This window comes from Rhizobium sp. SYY.PMSO, assembly GCF_046840415.1.
GTDB lineage: Bacteria > Pseudomonadota > Alphaproteobacteria > Rhizobiales > Rhizobiaceae > Rhizobium.
This window is the reverse complement of sequence record NZ_CP177350.1, coordinates 1,504,459-1,521,869: the sequence shown is the minus strand read 5'-3', so window position 1 is coordinate 1,521,869 and position 17,411 is coordinate 1,504,459. Positions and strand designations below refer to the sequence as shown.

Annotated in this window: 12 protein-coding genes; 5 read left to right on the top strand and 7 right to left on the bottom strand. The window is 62.4% G+C overall.

Annotated elements, in window-relative coordinates; all coding sequences use genetic code 11:
- Window positions 1–256: 256 nt before the first annotated feature.
- Complete coding sequence (locus ACJJVH_RS25275) at window positions 257–886, bottom strand: DnaJ domain-containing protein (RefSeq protein ID WP_113357825.1); 630 nt, start codon at window positions 884–886, stop codon at window positions 257–259.
- 187 nt (window positions 887–1,073) lie between these two features.
- Window positions 1,074–1,769: an NUDIX hydrolase gene (locus ACJJVH_RS25270; protein WP_412065464.1), complete on the bottom strand. Its 696-nt coding sequence runs from the start codon at window positions 1,767–1,769 to the stop codon at window positions 1,074–1,076.
- Window positions 1,770–1,893: 124 nt separating this feature from the next.
- On the opposite strand from ACJJVH_RS25270, the gene ACJJVH_RS25265 reads away from it, so the two are divergent.
- Window positions 1,894–2,907, top strand: a complete 1,014-nt coding sequence (locus ACJJVH_RS25265; RefSeq protein ID WP_412065463.1) for an SPFH domain-containing protein — start codon at window positions 1,894–1,896, stop codon at window positions 2,905–2,907.
- Between the two features lie 3 nt (window positions 2,908–2,910).
- Entirely contained in the window at window positions 2,911–3,864 is a 954-nt protein-coding gene (locus tag ACJJVH_RS25260; RefSeq protein ID WP_113391975.1) for a sugar kinase, read from the top strand.
- A gap of 56 nt (window positions 3,865–3,920) precedes the next feature.
- Here ACJJVH_RS25260 and ACJJVH_RS25255 read toward each other — a convergent pair whose 3' ends face one another.
- The 5 genes from ACJJVH_RS25255 to ACJJVH_RS25235 all read right to left on the bottom strand — a co-directional run bounded on the left by ACJJVH_RS25255 (window position 3,921) and on the right by ACJJVH_RS25235 (window position 13,245).
- Complete coding sequence (locus ACJJVH_RS25255) at window positions 3,921–5,423, bottom strand: DegQ family serine endoprotease (RefSeq protein WP_112798549.1); 1,503 nt, start codon at window positions 5,421–5,423, stop codon at window positions 3,921–3,923.
- Between the two features lie 261 nt (window positions 5,424–5,684).
- A complete protein-coding gene (locus tag ACJJVH_RS25250; protein ID WP_412065462.1) occupies window positions 5,685–6,341 on the bottom strand; it encodes a DUF2161 domain-containing phosphodiesterase in 657 nt (218 codons plus the stop codon).
- A gap of 268 nt (window positions 6,342–6,609) precedes the next feature.
- Entirely contained in the window at window positions 6,610–9,870 is a 3,261-nt protein-coding gene (locus ACJJVH_RS25245) for a GH36-type glycosyl hydrolase domain-containing protein (RefSeq protein WP_412065461.1), read from the bottom strand.
- A 176-nt stretch (window positions 9,871–10,046) separates the two neighbouring features.
- Window positions 10,047–12,515 carry a glycoside hydrolase family 2 protein gene (locus ACJJVH_RS25240; RefSeq protein WP_112798543.1) on the bottom strand — a complete coding sequence of 823 codons (2,469 nt, stop codon included), beginning with the start codon at window positions 12,513–12,515 and terminating at the stop codon, window positions 10,047–10,049.
- Window positions 12,516–12,543: 28 nt separating this feature from the next.
- A complete protein-coding gene (locus tag ACJJVH_RS25235; RefSeq protein ID WP_113370847.1) occupies window positions 12,544–13,245 on the bottom strand; it encodes a FadR/GntR family transcriptional regulator in 702 nt (233 codons plus the stop codon).
- Window positions 13,246–13,361: 116 nt separating this feature from the next.
- On the opposite strand from ACJJVH_RS25235, the gene uxuA reads away from it, so the two are divergent.
- From uxuA to ACJJVH_RS25220, 3 genes are all read left to right on the top strand, one after another.
- The gene (gene uxuA, locus ACJJVH_RS25230; RefSeq protein WP_412065460.1) at window positions 13,362–14,540 is read left to right on the top strand and encodes a mannonate dehydratase; all 1,179 of its coding nucleotides are present in this window, start codon (window positions 13,362–13,364) and stop codon (window positions 14,538–14,540) included.
- Between the two features lie 184 nt (window positions 14,541–14,724).
- The gene (locus ACJJVH_RS25225) at window positions 14,725–16,815 is read left to right on the top strand and encodes a putative bifunctional diguanylate cyclase/phosphodiesterase (RefSeq protein ID WP_412065459.1); all 2,091 of its coding nucleotides are present in this window, start codon (window positions 14,725–14,727) and stop codon (window positions 16,813–16,815) included.
- A 137-nt stretch (window positions 16,816–16,952) separates the two neighbouring features.
- Complete coding sequence (locus tag ACJJVH_RS25220; RefSeq protein WP_113357824.1) at window positions 16,953–17,384, top strand: VOC family protein; 432 nt, start codon at window positions 16,953–16,955, stop codon at window positions 17,382–17,384.
- The last annotated feature ends 27 nt before the right edge of the window (window positions 17,385–17,411 follow it).

Sequence of the window (17,411 nt, the reverse complement as noted above, 5' to 3'; positions counted from 1 at the left end):
GCAATTGCAGGAAAACCGCCGCGCACTTTTCCTGCAATCGCTCCAGATCTTCGTTGGACGCCGAGTTCGGCGCCCGTCAATTGCCGTGCCGTCATCGTCCGCTGAGCGCGACGGCGTACTGGAGGCTTGATCTAGGCCAGGTCTTCGATTTGTCTAGGGATGATTGTTGCATTGCAACATAGCGTTGCTGAAAGTGATTCCGCGATCAAGGCAGACGCGAAATCCGTCCCTTCAAGACGGCAAAACGGCGCGGTAGCTATTGCGCGGCCGACCGAACCCGCGGCTCGTCCCATTCGATTTCGGCTGCGGCGTCCGTCTCATGCTGCAATTCGTCCATCTCATAGAGATAGCCCTCAAGCATGTCGCAGGCGCGCTCGCTGGCGCCGATCTTCGCTTCCGTTTCGCTGATGGCCGTCGCGATCGCCTTGATGCGGGCACGCAGCATGTGGCCGACCACATCCTTGCCGGGGCGTTTGCCAAGCCGGTCGAGGTGAAGGCCGATGCGGTTGGAATGCCGCTCAAGCTCGCTCTTGCTGAAGTTCGCCTTGCGAATTTCCTCAAGAAGGCTCGCGCGCATCTTGGCGACGGGATCGAAGGTCCCCGGTTCGCGCTCGTCCAGCACGATCTCGGTAATAAGCTTTTCGATGGCTACCAGCGCCTGAAGGTCGACGGCATCGGTCAATTCGACATCGTAACCCGTATCGTCGAAAACCTTGCGGCGCACGGGGTCGAGAAGCAGTTCGTAGGCTTTCTGCAATCGGGCGAAAGCGTCCGTATCGCCGCCGGAATCGGGATGAGCCGCCTTTGCGCGCTTGCGGTAAGCCGCTTTGACCTGCTCTTCGTTCGCATCGCGCGCAACGCCGAGAATATCGTATGGATCAGTCACTCCAACTCCTGCCGCCGCCATTCCTGTTTCCGAGGCCCTTTGCCACTGATCGTGCCGGCGGGTTTAAACGTGCCGCCGGGCTGTTTCAATTGGCTCCGGCGCTATTTGTACCATCACAAAGGCAGAGTTTGGACAAAAAGCGACATGTGTCAAAAGCAAACTGCCTCTTCTGTGGTAATGCGCTGCCTCAGATGGTCCGGTCGAAGAAGACGGTCGAGCCTGCCTGCTTGAGCCGGTAAAGCTGGGCAGGGCGGTTGCTGGCGCGACGCATTTCTCCTGCTATCGGCTCGATGAAATCCACCTCCGCGATGCGTTTGCGAAAGGCGGATTTATCGAGAAGGCGGCCGAGAAGCCGTTCATAGACAGCCTGCAATTCGCTGAGCGTGAACGCTTCCGGCAGGAGATGCACGGGCAGGGTCGAATATTCGACCTTGTTGCGCAACCGAGTGATGGCGGCCCTGAGAATGACCGCATGGTCGAAGGCCAAGGGTGCCATCGTAGTATCACCGTCGATCGGATGCCAGGCAACGTCGGTGACATTGCCGCCATGCCGCAGCGTTACGGCGTCCGGCGCGATCAACGCCATATAGGTCACGCTCAGGCTCCAGCCGCGGGGATCGCGCTCCGCATCCCCGAAAATGCCGACCTGCTCGAAATAAGGCGTCGCGACCCCCGTCTTGTCGCTGAGCACGCGCCGCGCCGCGGCTTCGAGGTTCCGGTCCTCATCGACATGGATCCATCCGCCCGGCAAGGCCCAATATCCGGAAAAGGGCTCCGTGCCGCGTCGCGCCAGCAAAACCTCCAGCCCCTCCGGCGCCAAGGCGAAGATTGCGAGATCGACCGACACGATCGGCCTTTGGGGGAGGTCTGCTGGGCTGTTCATATTGTCGACCATAGCGTAGTCATATCTTAGTGTAAAGTTTCAACTAACTTAGTTGACAAAATACAATAAGTCGTGTTTGTTGGCGCCATGACGGTTTGCAACCGTCGCTTTTCAGGAGACAGTCATGTTCGGATTTCGTTTCATCAAGGCCCAGCCGACCCAGTATGTGATCCAGTATCGCGGCGGCCGGCCGCAACGGGAAGGCGCGGGGCTCTCGTTCTGGTATTTCGCGCCGTCGACCTCGCTGGTCGTGGTGCCGACCGCCAGCGTCAACGAGCCTTTCATCTTTCCGGAGGTGACTGCGGATTTCCAGGAGGTGACGGTCCAAGGGCAGATCACCTATCGCATCGCCGAGCCGAAGCGGACAGCGGAGCTGCTCGACTTCTCGCTCAACGCCAGGGGGGTCTACGGTTCGGAAGATCCGCAGAAGCTGTCGCAGCGATTGATCGATCAGGTTCAGGTCGCAATGCGCGCCGAAGTGCATACCCTGTCTTTGAAGGAAGTGCTGGCCGCCGGCGAACTGCTGGTGGGGCGGGTGGCGGGCACGCTGCAGGGGCATCCCGCATTGCAGGCATTGGGCCTTGAGCTTCTGAGCCTGTCGATCCTGGCGGTAAAGCCCAAGCCGGAGACCGCCAAGGCGCTGGAGGCTGGCGCGCGCGAAGCGCTGCTGCGCAGCGCCGACGAGGCGATCTATGCCCGCCGCAACGCGGCCGTCGAGCAGGAGCGAACCATCAAGGAGAATGAACTGGCGACCGAAATCGCCGTCGAAAACAAGAAGCGTCAGGTCCGCGAAGCGCAGATGGATGCGGAACGCTCGGTGCAGGAGCGGCAGTTGCAGATCCGGCAGGAAGAGATGACCGGGAAGATCGCCCTCGAAGAGCAGAACAAGGCGCTCGTCGCCCTTGCTTCGGGCAATGCGCGCGAGGAGGCCGATGCGAAGGCCTACGGCCTGGCCGCCATGATGAAGTCGTTCGGCGATGCCGATCCCAAGATGCTGCAGGCGCTGGCCTCGGTCGGCATGGATCCCGGCCAGCTGATGGCGCTCGCCTTCCGCGATCTTGCCGACAACGCCACCAAGATCGGCCAGCTGAATGTGACCCCCGATCTCCTGCGCGAAATGCTGCAGCCGAGGGGATAAGCCATGCCGGTTTCAAACAGCGGGAAGGCCGAGGACAGGAAGATCGTGCTCATCGTGCGCGATACCCGTCTCGATGAACTCGTCGCGCGCTTCAACACCGTTCAGCAGGCGCAGTTCTATGTCGAGCACCTGGGGGCCGATTTCGGCGATTATCTTGCCGAGCAGCAGCATTACCAGGCGGCGGTGCGCGATGTCGAAGCGCACCTGCGCTCCTTGGCCAGAGTGCAGACGCTCAACCGGCGCTATCTCGGCAATTTCATCTTCGGCGCCGATGACGTGGTCGTCGTGCTGGGGCAGGACGGTCTGGTCGCCAACACGCTGAAATATCTCGACGGCCAGAATGTGCTTGGCGTGAATCCGGATCCGAAACGATGGGATGGCGTCCTGCTGCCGTTCCATGTTGCCGATGTCCGCAAGGTCATGCCCGAGGCCCTGGCGCAGCGCCGGCCGCTCAAGCGCGTGAGCATGGCAAAGGCTTCGCTCAATACCGGTGAGGTGCTCTATGCGGTGAACGATCTCTTCATCGGCCCGCGCAGTCACGTTTCGGCCCGTTACGATCTTCGGGTCGGCGAGCGGCATGAACGGCAATCGTCGAGCGGCATCATCGTTTCCACGGGCATGGGTTCGACCGGATGGCTGAAGAGCCTTTATGCCGGCTGGGCGGGTGCTGCCGCGAGTTGCGGCGTGGAGCTGCCGGCGGGGATCGCCGACGCCTCGTTTCCCTGGGACGCGGAATTCCTGCATTATTTCGTGCGGGAGCCTTTTCCGAGCCGGACGACGGGTGTTTCGCTGGTGTCGGGTGAGATCGGGGCCGAGATGCCAATGTCCATCGTCTCCGAGATGGCGGAACATGGCGTCATCTTCAGCGACGGCATCGAGGCCGATTTTCTCCCCTTCAATGCGGGAACGCTGGCAACCATCGGGCTTGCCGAGCGGCAGGGCCTGCTGGTGACGTGACGGCAACCGGCCCGCTCCCCTTGGGGAACGGGCCGGTTGCAGGGAGTTTCAGGTCCTCAGGCGGCCGAGAAGGGGACGGCGACGAAGGTCTTGTTACCATCGCGCTCGATCAGCAGCAGGACGGACTTGCGGCCGCTCTTGCCGGCCTGGGCGACGGCTGTCTGCACCTCATGGGCGTTGCGCACCGGCTGATCGTTGACCGAGACGATGATGTCGCCGGTCTGGATGCCGGCAGCGGCTGCCGGCTTGTCTGGGTTGACGCTGGCAACGACGGCGCCTTCGACGCCGCGCGGCAGGTTCAGCTGCTGGCGGACATCGGGCGTGAGGTTGGCAAGGCCGACGCCGATGCTCGGCTGGTTGGACGGCTGCACCTTGCCGTCGCCGCTATCGTTTGCAGCCTGCTTGCTATCGTCATTGCCACCGATGGTGACGTTGACGTCCATGTTCTTGCCATCGCGCCACAGCGTAACCGAGCGCTTGTCGCCGGGAGAGAGATCGGCGACGAGCCGCGACAGGTCTTTCGGCGTCTTGACGGACTCGTTGCCGACGGCAGTGACGATATCGCCGCTCTTGATGCCGGCGCGGGCGGCGGGCGTATCGTCATTGACGCTGGCAACCAGCGCGCCTTCGGCCTGCGGCAGGCCCACGGCGTTGGCGACATCGGAGGTCACGGGCTGGATCGCGACGCCGAGATAGCCGTGATCGATCGAGCCGTTCTTTTCCAGCTTGGCGACGATTGACTTGGCCTCGTCGGAAGGAATGGCAAAGCCGACGCCGACGCTGCCGCCGTTCGGCGAATAGATGGCGGTGTTGATGCCGACGACATTGCCTTCGCGGTCGACGAGCGGGCCGCCGGAATTGCCGTGATTGATCGGGGCGTCGATCTGGATGAAGTCGTCATAGGGGCCGCTGTGCAGGTCACGGCCGCGGGCCGAGACGATGCCGGCGGTGACCGTCGTGCCGATGCCGAAGGGGTTGCCGATCGCCAGGATCTGGTCGCCGAGCTTCAGCTTGTCGGAGTCGCCCCAGGCGATGGTCGGCAGTGCCTTTGGTGCCTGGATCTTCAGAACGGCGAGGTCGGATTTTGCATCCGCGCCCAGCAGCTTGGCGGGCAGTTCGGTGCCGTCGTCGAGCGTTACCTTGATGTCGACCGCGTTCTGGATGACATGGTTGTTGGTGACGATGATGCCATCCGGGCTGATGATGAAGCCGGAACCGAGCGCCATGGCGCGCTGGCTCTGTTGCTGATGCGGCATCTGCCTCGGGAAGGGGATGCCCTGATTTTCGAAGAATTGGCGGAACTGCTCGTCCATCGGCGAGTTGCTGCCGTCGGCGCTCGTGTCGGTGGCCTTCATGGTGGTGGTGACGGTAACGACGGCCGGCTTGTCGGCATCGACGATCGGAGCGAAGGAGCCGCCGGGCGCGATGATGCCGGCCGGTTCGGCGGCGGCGGCAACGCTGGCCGAGGTGCTGAAGGCAAAGGGCAATGCGCCGGCGCCGACGATGATGGCGGCGCCTACGATGGCGGCGGTGCGGTGTTTGCGGAGAAGAGATGACATGGCAAAAGTCCCTTACGAGATCGTTGGCAGATTGGCGTCTTGTCCATGTCCGGGACAGGCGTCGAATGGGTCCGCGTCAATTCATTCGGGAGGCTTTGTTTCCCTTTACTCAAGGGGCGCAAAGTATAAATCTGAATTGGCGCTGATGAGTAATATGATCCGCCAATTGACTTTTACAAATTAAATATCGATCATGTTTTTATTGCTAAAAGTTAAGATATTACATGAATTTAATGTTGGTCGACCGGAATTTTTCCATAATTAGCTTTGCGACAGCGGCCATCTCCTGAGAGCCTCCGTTCCGAGTTCGGTCAGCGCGTAAATGCCGCGGTCGATGCGCTCGAACCAGCCGTAGACGTTATCCCTCAGAATTTGCGGGGCCTTTGGCGCCGCGTCGCGCATATCCTTGGGGCGCTGCACGCCGTTTTCGATCGCAGCCGCGCAGGCGAGGGCCTGTTGCCGGTACGCCGTCATGATCGGTTTGCGCGTGCTGCCGCCCAGCGCCGGGTCGCCCTTGCGCCGGCGGTGTTCTTCAACAAGGCGTGATCTGCGACGCGCATTCTTGCGCGGCATCGGCGAGACGGGGCTGACGATGATGTCCACTACGTCGCTATCCGATACGGAAAGCATGCCGAAGCCCAGCCGGCGGCAAAGGTCTCGAAAGCGGCGGTCGCCTTCGCGCCCCTTGCCCTTTGCCGAGACGCGCGCGGCGATCCAGACCTCGTCGCTGGCCGCGGCGCGGTCAACGGCCTGCAGGATCAGTTCGAGATTGAAGCTCATCTTCAGCTCGCAGATGACGACGACCAGCGGCTCGCCATCATTCAGTCCCACGAGGTCGCAGCCGCCGATTTCGCCCTTCACGGCATAGCCGGCGGCTTCGAGAAATGCCTTGATCGGAAGATAGAGCGCCGTTTCCAAATCTGCCTCCGGCCTTTGAACATCCGGATGAGCTTTAACCGATTCGGTTAACCGGAAGGTCGATTACGTGCCGGATGGCAAACTTGGCAAGCTCTGCCGACGTCCAATGACGCCGTTGCGTTCCGATTGATGGAGGGACATTGCTTGTCCGCTTTCCGTCCGGAATCGCGTGTGGACAAAAAGATAGAGCGGTTCCGCGTTCCACGGAATCGCTCTGTTGGGTAAGAGAAAGGAGGCCGTTCAGCGTCTCCTTATAGCGCTTGACAGCTCAGGCCTTGAAATCGAGCTTGACCTCGCAGGCACCGATCGAGGCCGGCAGCAGCGGCTGGCGGATGCGCCGGCCGAACTGCCGCTTGAACCCGAAAATATTGCCGATCAGGCTCTTGGTGTAGAGACCGGGGCCGCTGGAATAGATACGCCAGCCGCCATCGACGGCAATATCGCCAGCCTTGACGCGCGCCCAGTCCGAAGACGCGTGATAACGGTCGGCGAAGGCGGCATCGCTGCTGCTGAAATAGGTATTGCGCTGGCGAAGCGACGCATGCTCCACCCGCCCGCTGACGGCAATCGGGTTGGCGAGCGCCAGCGCCTGCCATACGGCCTCCGCGTCGTCGTCGAGCGCCAGGGCCTCGCAGTAGCGCAGATGCGCATGCACATACATGAGCCCGATCTCGCGCCCGAAGAAGGATGAGGATTCGGCGCGGCGGAACAGCTTTTCCGGGCCGCCGGAATAGGTTGCCGGCTTCTCCATCAGCCGCACGCCGTCCGGAAACAGCAGGTTCTCGCGGATGATCTTCATGTGGGCGTGGCGCTGATCGGGCGTGAACAGGCCGCCGATCATCGGCTGGGTCATCGCGATCAGCGAATAGTGCAGGCCGGTCCTCGTATCTTGCGGATGCAGCAGCAATTCGACGCCGTCATGGCTCGGATCGAAGACGCCGTAGCCGGCGACGACGCCGTCCCGCATCAAGAGCCGGTTGAAATCGGCCCGCATGGCGGTGGCTGTGGCCTGCAGTGCCTGGGCCTCGTCGTTGCGGCTGGCGAGCGTGAGGATGCCGGCGTAGCGCACCAGCTGCTCGTAAAGCAGGGATACGGTCCAGCTGCTGACCATCCAGTCGCGCAGGTGCGGATCGGCCGGCTGCAGGCTGTCGTTCCAGTCGCCTTCGCCGTAGCGGATGAGGCTGGTGCCGGGCACGAAGCGGCTGCGCACGGTTTCCAGCAGCTTTTCGACGTGATCGGAGATCGTCGCATGCTCGGAGGTCCGCTGCATGGTGTCGTCGGCACGCCACGGCACCCTTTCGGCAAGGAAGGTGATGTCGCCTGTCGCCTCGATGTAATCGCAGAGTGCCTTCAGCGGCCAGACGACGATATCGCCATGCGCCTCGCCGGCGCGGATATTGGCGTAGGGCTCCAGCATGAACCATTGCGGCCAGTCGCCGCGATCCCGGTATTGCTCGGAAAAGAGCGTGCTGAGGATCTGGCGGACCTCTTCGTCATGCTCATAGGCGAGCAGGAATTCGATCGGCCCCTGGCAAACGTCGCGCGTCCCCCAGGCCGCTCCCGTATATTGCTCCAATCCGTGCGGCACGCTCAGATGTACGATGGCGTCATGTGCGATCCAGGGCAGCATAACTGCCTGGGCAACCACGTCGCGGCCGTCGCCCTCGATACGCGCGCCGCGCGTCACATGGCTCCAGAAGCGTCGCGCCGGCGCCAGCATATCTTCGCTTTCGACACCGGCGCTGTAGCGCGCAGTGAGAGCCTCGGCCGCATCCGGTTTGGTCATCGAGCCCGTGACGGCAAAGCGCAACTCTTGCGTCGGATGCGATTTCAGCGCGATGAACGGGCCGTTGCGGGCCACGCCATCGCCATAGAGCAGCTCATCGCCGCCAACGGCTTCGAAGGCGTCCGGCGTCGAGGTGACGAGATGATAGCCGGCCTGCGGATAACGATCCCAGAGCCAGGACGGCTGCGGACGGAAGGAAATGCGTTTGGCCGCCTTATCGACCGCGATGTTCGCCACGGCCTCATAGTCGCGTTCGCCGAGCACGATATGGCCGAACACGAGGAAACGGCAGGCTTCGCCTTCCACCGAGACGTTCCATTGCATGGCCGGATCGTCGCCGGAGGCGATTGCCGAAACGGTGATGGTGCGGCCGGGAAGCCAGTAGATCCAACGCGTATCGCTCAAGCCCATTTCGAATGCCGCGGGCACGCCGAGCAGGCGCCAGCCGTCGCCGAGATCGACAAGGATGCGCAAGCCGCTCGACCGCGTCAGATTGTAGGGATCGCGCGAGACGGAAAACAGCTTGTGGAACGATGTGTTGCCGATCGTTAGCTGCGCGGCGAAAATGCCCTGCATCCAGCAGGTCGCGGCCAGGGTCTGGTCGTCAAGCACCATGTTCTGGCCGCTGCGGACGATGGCGCCATGACGGCGCGCCACCAGACGCTCCTTTTCGCGCAGCACGACATGCCTGTTGTGCGGGCCGTCCGGCACGAAGAAGGAGAGCAGCTTCCCGTCGGCATGCTCTTCCAGCATCCGTTCGGGGTAGAGCGCATTGATGGCAGCGTCATCCAGCTCCTCGCTCTCGGCAAGAGGCGCGTCCTGCACGAGGCTGCGCGCCGCTTGCGCGGCCGATATCGTGTCTACGACGAGTTCGCTCTGAAGCTTGGACAGGCCATCGAGATGGGCAAGATCGGCATCGCTGGAGGCCGCCGGATGATCGGCGACGAAGAGGCCGAAGAAGGTGGTCGTATTGGCGTCGCCGGCTGCGAGCGAAAGCGGCTTCGACTGGATCGCCGGGCAGGCGACCTCGTGCTGACGGCGCGTGCTCGGCAGATCGTTGCCGAATTCCGGCACCATGACGCCGTCGCCGCCCTTAGACGGTACGAGGAGCTGGATCGCATCTGTCGCGTAGGCCGCAGCGCCGTCGAGGCAGCCTTGTGCGAGCCACGGATTCCGTCCGCCGCCCTGCTTGAGGTTCTGCCGGTTCATGACGACCGGGCCGAAGGCATCGTGGCTGGCGATGTGATGGTCGATATATTGCGAAGCATAGGCTTCGCTGTTCATCAGGAAGCCGCGATCGCCGAGCCCGACATCCTGAAGCAGGATGAGATCGGCAGAAACTGTGGCACTTGTCGCGTTTTGCAGCGATACCTGCCAGAACCATGCAGGCTGGCTCGGGTGCAGGCGGAGGCTCACCGTATGTCTGACGCCGGCCGTCTCGCCGCTCCAGGAAAAGCCTCCCTTGCCATGGCCGAACTGTACGGCTGCCTTGGGTCCGACGATCTCAGCCGTTGCCGGCTTCGCACCGCCGACGCGCAGATAGAGCCGTCCGATGCCGCCATAGACGGGCGAGCCGAGTACCTGGTTGATCATGACGGCGCCCTGCTGATCGGCGAAGTCGATCGAAAACAGCGTGCCGTTCGGCAGGACCGAAGCCGAAAGCCCGGCGGTATTGCCAAGCGTGATAAGACCGAGTTCTTCGCGACGGGGCGTTTGAAAGCTGCGATTGGAGTCCGAGGACATAAGCGGTGTCTCGCTGATTCATGGGTCGGATAGGCTGCACTAGATCACAAGGCGCTGCCCGATCATAGGAGGCAATTCGCCATTCGCCTGCGCAATCTTTCGTGACGATTTACGGAGGATCTGAGGGCGGATCCGGCGCGATGCGCCGGATATCCTGTTGCAAGCGTTCCGCGTTTTCAGGGATGCGGAGGCTCGGCGACCTGATTGGCCGTGCGGATAATGGTCCGGGGATCGGCATCGTCGAAAGCCTCCCTGGAGATGCCTTTCACCTCGAATGTCCTGCTTTCGCCGGGTGCGAGGTTGACCATCATGTCGTCGACTTCGGCGTTCGGGCTGATGCGATCGACGAACAGGCAGACATCGCGCAGAAGCGACTGGGCGGTGATGGTCACGGTGATCCCGTCGGTCGTCTGGGCGCTCTCGACGTCGAAGCGGGGCTGCGGATATTGCAGCTTCATGTCCTTCTCGAAGAACCACCACGCTTCGGCATCGCCGAGGCGGGCGCGCAGGAATTCCCGGCGCGGATCGCCCGGTGTCGCGACATCGCTCGGTATATCGATATCGGTATTTTCGAAGCGATCGCACAGAATGCGCCAGACGTGGTGGCGGGCAAGCAGCGTGCCGTCGAAATCGAAGCGTTCGACGGTGAAGGGCACGCGCCAGAACAGCGTTGCGTCGTTGACGGCAACGGCAGCCAGACCATCGCCGCGCGGCTGGATTGTCAGAAGATGCGGCGCGTAGCTATGCTTCAAGGCATACCAGAGCGGCTTCTTCCTGCCGGCACCGTCGACGGCGGCCCAGGAGGTGACGGGCCAGCAATCGTTGAGTTGCCAGACGATGGTGCCCATGCAGGTGGGGCGATGCGAGCGCATATGGTCGATGCCGAAGCTGATCGCACGCGCCTGGTTGAGCTGCGTGACGAAAAGCCAGTCGTCGAAATTTTGCGGGTGCGGGAACCAGCCTTCCAGTCCCATCAGCAGCTTGTCGTTGCCGCCGGTTGCCTTCTGGTGGTGCAGTACGCCCGGCGAGGCCGAGGCCCGGCCCTTTTCGCGAACGGACTGGGCAAGCGTCGCGAAGGTCGGCGGCGCCTGCCATCCGAATTCGGAGCAGAAGCGGGGGATATAGTTGCGGTAGGTCTCGTAGCCGACCTCGTTCCAGACATCCCAGATGTGCTTGCAGCCATGCTCGTCCGCGTTCGGCGCGATTTCCATGGAGCCGGAATAGGGGCTGCCTGCCCAATAGGGACGTGTCGGATCGATCTCGGCCACCAGCTTCGGCAGAAGGTCGAGATAGTAGCCGGCGCCCCAGGGGCGATTGCCGAGCACATCCTGCCAGCCCCAGTCGAAATAGCCCCAGATATTCTCGTTGTTGCCGTTCCAGATGACCAGCGAAGCGTAGGGCATGAGCCTTGTGATCGCTTCGCGCGCTTCCGCCTCGATCTCGCTGTAGACAGGTTCCTCTTCGGGGTAGGTTGCGCAGGCAAACAGGAAGTCCTGCCAGACCATGATGCCGGCTGCATCGCATTCCTCGTAGAAGGTATCGGTCTCGTAAATGCCGCCGCCCCAGACACGCAGCATGTTCATGTTGGCATCGCGGGCCTGGGCAATTCTGTCGCGATAGCGCTCGCGCGTCACGCGCGGCAGGAAGCAATCGTCGGGAATCCAGTTGGCGCCGCGGGCAAAGACCGGCACGTCGTTGACGACGAGTGTGAAGGCGGAACCGATTTCATCCGGTGTCGTATCCAGCCGCACCGAGCGGAAGCCGACGCGCCGCTTCCAGCCGTCGAGTGCCGCGCCGTCCGAGCCGAGCAACTGCAGGTCGAGATCGTAAAGCGGCTGGCCGCCCATGCCATGCGGCCACCAGACCTGCGGATTGTCGATGCGGCACTCGATCAGCGCATGGGTCTCGCCTTGCGCGACGCGAACCTCCGCGCGCTTGCCGCCGATGGACAAGACCAGCGCTGCGCTGTCCGTGCCCTTTTCCGCCCATTCGATCTCGACATGCAGGCGGGCAACGCCCTGGCTGCCCTGCAGCGTGATTTCCGGGCGGATCGCCCCGAGCCGGGCCTTCGACCAGCTCTCGATGAGGATCGGCTTCCAGATGCCTGCCGTGACGACGGTCGGTCCCCAGTCCCAGCCGAAATTGCAGGCCATCTTGCGGATGAGGTTGCTCGGGCCGGGATAATTCTGGGGGATATCGGCGGCGCTGCCGAGCTGCTTGCGCACCTCCTCGCCATGCTCGTAGGCCGATTGGAAATCGACGATCAATTCGTTGCGGCCGCTTTTCAGATATTCCCCGATCGCGAAGCGGTAGCTGCGATGCATGTTGCGGGTCTCGCCGAGAAGCGTGCCGTTCAGCTCCAGGCGCGCGGCCGTATCGAGGCCGAGGCAGGAGAGATCGGTGCGCTCGGCGTCCTCGCCATCCCAGTCGAAGGCCAGGCGATAGCGCCAGGCGGAGCGGCCGATCCAATCCTGCGAGATCTCGTTGACGTCGAGATAGGGATCGGTGATCAGCTGTGCGGCCATCAGGTCGAGATGCACGTTGCCCGGCACCGCTGCAGGGATGGAATTGGGCAGCACCGGTGCGCTGGAGGGCGCGCGAAGGCGCGAGATGGTCCAGCCGGTGTCGAGCGTCTGTCTTTTCATGTCATGTGTCCGTTATGAAATGGATGTTTCAAACAGCCTTTGGCGCGATGAATTGCAGGCCCGCCTGCAGGTGACGGTTCATGTGGTAGGCGTAGGCGATTCGATCGCGCAGTTCCAATGCCTCAATGATATCGCGATGGTCGCGATAGGCGCTGTCGACGGCCGTGCGGGAGCGTTTTCCCGCCTCCATGAGCCGCTGCAGCAATGGTTGCAGAATGCCATAGACTTGTGACAGGGTCCGATTGCCGGCGAAATCGACGAGAGCCGCGTGAAACTTGAAATCGAGCTCCGCGGCCTCGGCCAATTCCGGCGCCGCCTGCATTCGATCGTTGATCGAATGCAGGGTCGCGATACCTGCTGCGTCAACGGTTTCGAACAGAAGATCGCTGAGATTGATCTCGATGAGACGGCGAAATCCCTGGATATCGAGAAAATTCTCGGCCGAGATGTCTATGGCGAAGGAGAAAAGCTCCATCAAAGCCTGCTGGCGGCGGTCCGTTATGACCGCGCCGACCTTCTGACGGCTCTCGACGACGCCATAGGCTTTCAGGATGCGGATCGCTTCCCGCACCGTATTGCGGCTGGCATTGAACATGGAGGCGAGGTCCGCTTCCGAGGGCAGGGCGTCTCCGAGGCCGAGATTGCGCTCGCGCATCAGGCGTCGCAGCGCCTCGACCACCTGATCGACTGCCGAGCCTTTGTCCTCGATGTCAGCGGTCTGCACTGCCATGTCTTCCTCCATTGGCGAAACCATATTGTTGGTCAATAAGGCGTGTCAAGCAGCGGCCCGGGATGGACATTTGCCTTTTCAGCGATATTTTGACCGACAAATGGAGGAGATTTGGCATGGAAAGCTGCTGGCGTTGGTTTGGGCCGAAGGATCTCGTTCCGCTGTCGCATGCCCGGCAGGCGGGAGCGACGGGCATCGTCACGGCGCTGCATGACGTTTCCTATGCCCGCGTCTGGTCGCCGGCCGAAATCGAGGCGCGAAAAGCGCTGGTGGAGGCGGCGGGATTGCGCTGGAGCGTCTGTGAATCGATCCCCGTTCCAAGCGCCATAAAACTCGGGGGCTCGGGAGCCAGGGCAGCGATCGGCGTCTGGAAGGACAGTCTCGCCAATCTGGCCCGCTCCGGCATCAGGACGGTCTGCTACAATTTCATGCCGGTGGTGGACTGGACGCGTACGGATCTGCGCTTTGAAATGCCGACCGGCGCGCTCGCCCTGCGTTTCGACATGGCGGAGTTCGTCGCCTACGACGTCTTCGTCCTGCGCAGAAAGGGTGCTGAAGAAAATTATGCGCCGGATCTGGTGCGGCGGGCCGAGGAGCGCCTGAAGGGGCTGACGCCGGAGGACGTGCAGCGGCTGGAGAACAATATCATCGCCGGCCTTCCCGGCGGCGAGGACAGCTATGGCCGGGAAGCCATTCGATCCGCCATCGCCCTTTTCGACGGAATGGCTGCGCAGGATCTTCAGGCCAGCCTCGACGCCTTCCTGCGGGAGGTGGTGCCGGTAGCGGCAGAGCTTGGCGTCAGGCTTGCGATCCATCCCGACGACCCGCCGATTTCGCTTTTCGGCCTGCCGCGCGTCGTCTCGACGGCGGCGGATCTTCGTCGCATCGTCGGCAGCGTCGACCACGTCGCCAACGGCCTGACGCTCTGCGTCGGCTCGCTCGGGTCCCGCGCCGACAACGATGTACCGGCGATCGCACGCGAATTCGCCACGCGCATCAATTTCGCGCATCTGCGAGATGTCGCGATCGAGCCGGACGGGTCGTTCGTGGAGGCCGCGCATCTGGAGGGGCGAAGCGACATGTACGCGATCCTGAGGGCGCTGCTCGCCGAGGAAACGCGTCGCGGCAACGAGGGCCGGCAAGACCATCTGATCCCGATGCGGTCGGACCATGGGCATCTGATCGGCGACGACATCGATAAGCCGACCAATCCCGGCTACTCCCTGATCGGCCGCCTGAAGGGGCTCGCCGAGTTGCATGGCGTCATCCACGCGATCGGCAAAGCCGGGCTTTGAGCGCGGAGGCATCCTGCCCATGCCGTCGGGCTGCTCTACGGACGCGATAAACCGCCCGCTGCATATTCGATAGGCTTTTGCCTAAAGTTTAACCTCGTTATAATTTTGATTTTATTTAGTTTTTTCACCTATCACTAGCTAATCCACCGATCTCTCAACTCGAATTGGCAAGGCCGGCCCGTCCATGAATTCCGTTTGGCTCGACGCCCCGAACGATGATTTTCGGTCGCTTTTCAAGACGCATCCGTCGCCGATGTGGGTCTATGATCCCCACACGCTGAGGTTTCTGATCGTCAACGATGCCGCTCGCGATCTCTATGGCTATAGTCATGCGGACTTCGAGATCATGACCGTGCTCGATATCCGGCCGTGCGGGGAACGCGAGCGTATGCTCGACGCTTTGCACCGCCGCACCGATATGGAGACCGCACAGCGCTGGACGCATCTGAAGGCCGATGGCCGGACGTTCGAGGTCCTGACCTACGGGCGGGAGATCCGCTTCGATGGCAGGGCCGCCATTCTGGCGATCGTGCAGGACCGCACCGAAGTCAATGCGGCGCAGCGGCAGGTCGACGCTACCCAGTCGCTGCTCGACAGCATCGTCGACAATCTTCCAGTCGGCGTCTTCGTCAAGGACATGGAGAGGGATGGCCGCTATATCCTGTTCAACGAGGCATGCGGCGGCATCGTCGGGCAGGCGGCGCAGGAGGTGATCGGCAGATCGGATACGGCCATATTCTCCGATGAGCAGACGGCGATCTTCCGCGAGCAGGACAAGCTTGCCTTCGAGACCGCTGAAACGGTCTATTTCGAGGAAACCATTCATACGGTGGATGGAGCCACCCGCATCCTGAAGACGGCAAAGCGGGCGCTGCCCGCACCCACGGGGCAAGCGCCGCGCTACGTTCTCGGCATTTCCCAGGACGTGACCGAGGAACGCAGCGTCGAGGCGAGGCTTGCGCATCTCGCCATGCACGATTCGCTCACGGGCCTTCCGAACCGGGCTTTCTTTTCCGAGAGCATCGTGCGGCAGGTGGCCGCCGCAACGCCGGAGCGGCCGATCGCGCTGCTTTACATCGATGTCGATCACTTCAAGCATATCAACGACAGCAAGGGCCATGCCGCCGGCGACATGCTTCTGCGCCAGGTCGCCGAGCGCCTGCAGCAGCTGGCCGAGAAGAACGATCTGGTCGCGCGCCTGGGCGGCGACGAGTTTGCGCTTGTGCTGCGGATGACGGATGCCGGGCGAGCCCGGAGGTTTGCCGATTTGCTGCTGCTGTCGCTTTCCGCCCCCTTCGATCTCGATGGTGTCCGCGAACATGTGACCTGCAGCATCGGCATCGCCATGGCGCCGGAACACGGCAGCGATGCCGATGTTCTCATGCGGGATGCGGATCTGGCGCTCTACGCGGCCAAGGGCAGCGGCCGGTCCACCTATCGGTTCTACCAGACCGAGATGCGGCTCGAGGCGGAACGGCGTCACCAACTCACGCTGGAGCTTCGGGAGGCCCTGCAGAACGATGAATTCGAACTCCACTATCAGCCGATCGTCCGGCTGGACAGGGATGCGTTATCGGGCTTCGAAGCGCTGATCCGCTGGCGCCATCCCCAGCGCGGTCTCATTGCACCGGCGGAATTCATCCCCGTTGCCGAGGAAACGGGAATGATCGTGCCGATCGGCGACTGGGTGCTGCGGGAGGCGTGCCGGACTGCCATGGAATGGCCCGGAAACCTGAAAGTGGCCATCAACCTTTCCGTCTATCAGTTCCGCCATGCGAGCCTGCTCGCCACGGTCGTCTCGGCACTGGACGAGACCGGTCTCTGCCCCGGGCGCCTGGAGATCGAGGTTACGGAGTCCGTTCTTCTCACCGAGGTCGAGCAGAGCCTGTCGTTGTTGCGGGCACTGAAGGAGCTTGGCATTCGCATCGCCATCGACGATTTCGGCACAGGCTATTCGTCGCTCAGCTATCTGCGTTCTTTTTCCTTCGACAAGATCAAGCTCGATCGCAGCTTCGTCGCCGGCATGGAGACCGACCCCGGCAATCTGGCGATCGTGCGGGCTGTGGTCGGCATCGCGTCCGGCTTCAAGGCTGCGACATTGGCCGAAGGTATCGAGACGGAGGCGCAACTGGCGAAATTGCGGGCCGAGGGCTATGACGAGGTGCAGGGTTTCCTGCTTGGCCGGCCCATGTCACGCGAGAATGCCCTGGCACGGATCGCCGACGAAACCAGCCCCGCACGGTCTTTTCCTGTCCGCAAATCGGCGCATGGATGAGCGCGAAGGCGCTGCACTGGCCCGAGCGCGGACATGGATGAAAAATTTCGTTTCCCGTTGTCGGAATTCATGATCGGCCAGCGTCCTTGGAGCAGCCCATCGACAAGGGCGTAACGCGCAGAACCAAGGAGATGATCATGAGCGATGCAGCAGATCAGATACAATCCAGGCCGCCCCGTGTGCCGGTGCGCGGCGGTGTTGTGGCTTATCTTACGGTCGACGGCGCTGCAAAGGCGGCCGAATTCTACAAGCGCGCCTTCGGCGCGGAAGAAGCCTTCATGTTTCCGGTCGATGAAAAAGGCCGGACCATGCATATCCACCTCTATATCAACGGCAGCTCGGTGATGCTGGGGGACGCCTTCCCGGAACACGGCTATCCGCTCGAAAAGCCGCAGTCTTTCACGATGCAGCTTGTCGTCGATGATCTCGACGGCTGGTGGCAGCGTGCCGTCGATGCGGGAGCCGAAGTTGTCGTCGAGCCGCAGGTGATGTTCTGGGGTGATCGCTGGGGCCAGCTTCGCGATCCATTCGGTGTGGCCTGGGCGATGAACGCACCCGTGGAAGGCTGACGGGGTGTGCCCCCGGCGTTTGCGATG

Coding starts and splice junctions, on each gene's coding strand:
- ACJJVH_RS25270 (WP_412065464.1), bottom strand. CDS start 1,769: ATGAACAGCCCAGCAGACCTCCCCCAAAGGCCGATCGTGTCGGTCGAT.
- ACJJVH_RS25265 (WP_412065463.1), top strand. CDS start 1,894: ATGTTCGGATTTCGTTTCATCAAGGCCCAGCCGACCCAGTATGTGATC.
- ACJJVH_RS25260 (WP_113391975.1), top strand. CDS start 2,911: ATGCCGGTTTCAAACAGCGGGAAGGCCGAGGACAGGAAGATCGTGCTC.
- ACJJVH_RS25255 (WP_112798549.1), bottom strand. CDS start 5,423: ATGTCATCTCTTCTCCGCAAACACCGCACCGCCGCCATCGTAGGCGCC.
- ACJJVH_RS25245 (WP_412065461.1), bottom strand. CDS start 9,870: ATGTCCTCGGACTCCAATCGCAGCTTTCAAACGCCCCGTCGCGAAGAA.
- ACJJVH_RS25240 (WP_112798543.1), bottom strand. CDS start 12,515: ATGAAAAGACAGACGCTCGACACCGGCTGGACCATCTCGCGCCTTCGC.
- ACJJVH_RS25235 (WP_113370847.1), bottom strand. CDS start 13,245: ATGGCAGTGCAGACCGCTGACATCGAGGACAAAGGCTCGGCAGTCGAT.
- uxuA (WP_412065460.1), top strand. CDS start 13,362: ATGGAAAGCTGCTGGCGTTGGTTTGGGCCGAAGGATCTCGTTCCGCTG.
- ACJJVH_RS25225 (WP_412065459.1), top strand. CDS start 14,725: ATGAATTCCGTTTGGCTCGACGCCCCGAACGATGATTTTCGGTCGCTT.
- ACJJVH_RS25220 (WP_113357824.1), top strand. CDS start 16,953: ATGAGCGATGCAGCAGATCAGATACAATCCAGGCCGCCCCGTGTGCCG.